Annotated in this window: 1 protein-coding gene; it reads right to left on the reverse strand. The window is 58.6% G+C overall.

Features of this window, described 5'->3' with window-relative positions; all coding sequences use genetic code 11:
- Window positions 1-5: 5 nt before the first annotated feature.
- Window positions 6-302 (reverse strand): hypothetical protein (locus tag AAIL67_RS24800; protein ID WP_343485413.1); only part of this gene is annotated, 297 nt, incomplete at its 5' end.

A 302-nucleotide genomic window follows, 5' to 3' on the forward strand; every position in this document is an offset into this window, starting at 1 on the left:
CCAGTCTATTCGCTTGTAGGCACGAAGAACAGGTACTCACCTGGCCCCATCTGCGGGGTAATCACATAGCCTTCGCACTGCCTGTCCTTGCATTTCACAGGGATAGCGCGGGGCCATATCGTTGCTGCAGTCGGATAGCCAGGCAGGTACTGCGGCACATGCCAGACGCCATAGTCGCCCACCGGCTCTGCTTGCTGCGAGCCTGCTGCACCTTGCTCGCCACTTCCGAAGATCTGGCGTTGAATGCTCAACGGTTCATTGATGGCCCTGGAGTCGGGTGCAGCCAAAGACGAAGCGCAACA

Origin of the sequence: Comamonas sp. A7-5, from assembly GCF_039581385.1 — a bacterium.
Classification (GTDB): domain Bacteria; phylum Pseudomonadota; class Gammaproteobacteria; order Burkholderiales; family Burkholderiaceae_C; genus Comamonas; species Comamonas thiooxydans.